Genomic DNA, 2692 nt, shown 5'->3' with positions numbered 1-2692 from the left:
GGCTTGATAATCTGGACTCATTTTTAAGGCATGATGTAACTCAGTCATTGTTAAAAATGGTTGATGTGAAAAGAAAACTTGACGGTTTAAATAAACAGCACAATTATACAGATTCTTCGATAAAAATCCTAATTTATCAATGACTGAATAATTTTTGTGATTAAATTTAATTAGATGTTTTTGAACTAATTTCATCATTCTCCTCAAGGCATTTAATTAAACATTCTGTCTTTCTATTTCGTCGTCTTAATGAGTATAATCGAGCGCAAAATGAGGTAATTATGCTCACGAAGTCTTGCATTAAATCGTCTTTTCTTTCTTCTGCTAGATTCACGACCTCTATATCTCTATTTGTTTGATTTAAAAGAACTTTCAGATAATTAAACCCTACTCTGCTTAAACGATCTTTATGTTCTACGACAATCAAATTATAATCAGTTTGTTCTAGAAGTTTTAATAATAGCTTTCGATGATCATTGACTCCACTTCCTACTTCTTTAACTACTCGAACAATTTGATAGCCTTTCGCAATACAATAAGCTTCCAATCTTTTTGCCTGAGTCTCTAAGTTAGATTGATTTTCTGAACTAGAAACTCGCGCATAAATAGCTACTTTATTTTCACCGCAAAAACGGTCATCTTCAAAAATAATAATTGTTCCTGTAGGAAGACGTTCTCCTTGTAACTGCCCTCGATTCCACATTCTCCAAGCAGTGTCATAACTGATACCTTTTTTCTTAGCATAATCTGATAGTTTTATATGAACTGCAATGTAAACTTGTACTAACCATATTAGCAGTTGTTTGCAGTTATTTGCATATATTTTTTATAAAACTTTACAATACTGCCCCAAATTAGTCTCGGAATTCTCAACTTAACGCCATGAATTTATCTAACCTGATCTTAGTCGCCCTCGGTGCGGGAATTGTTTTCGGTGCGCTGCTCAATGGTTTTTTTCCCGCGCTAATCCTACCTTTAGATGACTATATTCTCGCGCCGGTGGGACAGGTTTTTCTGCGCTTAATTCAATTTGTGGTGGTTCCGATCGTTTTTTCTTCTCTTATTTTAGGATTAACCCGGGTACAGAATGCGGCGCGGATCGGTAGATATTTACTCAGATTGATGACTGGCTATCTGCTAACCAGTACACTTGCTCTGTTAATCGGCATGGCGACGGCGTTGTTATTAAAACCGGGGATAGGTTTAGAGGGATTTGCCACTAATGCCGCCATGACCACCAATACACCAGTATCCTTGAGAGATTGGCTGATCAGCTTGATTCCGGTTAATCCCCTAGAAGCTCTTACCGGGGGCAATCTTTTACAGGTAATCGTGACGGGAGTTTTATTTAGTATCGGCATCGGACTGGCCAAAGAGGGGGCAAAACCTTTTATTCTGTTGATAGACAGTCTTTATCTAATCAGCGAGAGAATCCTATCGGTGATTCTTTATCTAGCACCTGTGGGGGTATTTGCCCTGATTGCTTCGGTTATCGCCACCCAGGGATTAGAATTAGTGGCGAGACTTTTTTTCTATGTTTTTGGTCTGTTTTTGGCCAGTGCCTTGATGATTGGGGTGTATGTTTTGCTCCTTTTTGCCCTCAAAGGAGAACCTCGACGCTTTTTTAGCTCTTTATCGGAATCTTTATCCTTATCTTTCGGTACTGCTAGTTCTAACGCTGCTTTACCCGTGGTTTTGCGGGAAATTCAAGAATACGGTTTACCCGAAGATATCGCCAGTTTCGCTATTCCCTTGGGAACGGTACTAAAACGCGATGGTTCGGCAATTTTACAGGGATTTAATGCTCTTTTTATCGCTCAGGTTTACGGAGTTCCTTTAAGTCCCTCTTTGTTATTAGCGATCGCATTGAGTGGTTTATTGGTTTCTTTTAGTACCCCGGGGGTCCCCGGCAGCGCATTAATTACCATGACTACCGTATTATCAGCAGCGGGTTTACCATTAGAGGGAGTGGCTTTAGTAGCGGGGGTCGATCGCTTGACCGATGGCTTTAAAACCGTATTAAATGTGATCGGTAATACAGTTAATGCCATCCTGCTCAATTACTGGGAATTAGGAGAAAAGGAAAAATCCCTAGAATCAAAAAACTAGCCTCACCGGTTCTTCGGTTTTTGTTATGCAATGGAGGGGGGTTATAAGGGATGAAACCCTTATATATAAAGACATTGCTTCGATTTTTGCCAATTGTTTTCGATCTAGAACGAGCTAATCAATTAAGTCTCTTGCCAGATAAGGATTTAGTCGATTTATGCCACCCGATCAAACCATACCAAGTAACGAAGAACCCAATTTGATAACGCACTCGATAATCACTGATACGGAGACGGTGTTCCTGTTCAGAATTTTTTAATTTAACAATGCCAGAAGGACAGGGTTCTATTTCCAAACCCTTAATTTTTTCAAGAATACGACCTTTCATAGCATTAGGTAAGTTATCAATCTGTTTTTGTACAGATTTAGAGATTTTAATACTATAATCCATTGTGATTTAATCCTTGCTCAAGTATTGTTCAAGGGTCACATAGTCGCCTGATTGATAAGCTTTTACGCATTTAAGTTACATTGACAGCATTACCCTTATTTTTAAGTTTTCTACTCCATTTAATAATCAATCCCCCTTCATTTAAAAGCTGATTGACTACTTTTTCCAGTTCTTCTTTATTTTCAAATTCTC

The 2692-nt window shown here is 38.4% G+C and carries 2 protein-coding genes and 1 pseudogene; 1 reads left to right on the top strand and 2 read right to left on the bottom strand.

Translation table 11 applies throughout. The annotated features are described in order from the left end of the window. Positions 1 to 166: 166 nt before the first annotated feature. Positions 167 to 760, bottom strand: a complete 594-nt coding sequence (locus PX481_RS11630) for an IS607 family transposase (RefSeq protein WP_288094619.1) — start codon at positions 758 to 760, stop codon at positions 167 to 169. A 122-nt stretch (positions 761 to 882) separates the two neighbouring features. On the opposite strand from PX481_RS11630, the gene PX481_RS11625 reads away from it, so the two are divergent. Beyond that, a complete protein-coding gene (locus PX481_RS11625; protein WP_002760505.1) occupies positions 883 to 2109 on the top strand; it encodes a dicarboxylate/amino acid:cation symporter in 1227 nt (408 codons plus the stop codon). A gap of 461 nt (positions 2110 to 2570) precedes the next feature. Here the strand turns inward: PX481_RS11625 and PX481_RS11620 are convergent. Then, positions 2571 to 2692 (bottom strand): annotated as a pseudogene (locus PX481_RS11620) (IS630 family transposase); the annotation flags it as partial.

The sequence above is a fragment of the Microcystis sp. M53603_WE2 genome (genome assembly GCF_030065435.1).
Note: the sequence above shows the minus strand (reverse complement) of the source record. Positions and strands in the feature narration are given on the sequence as shown.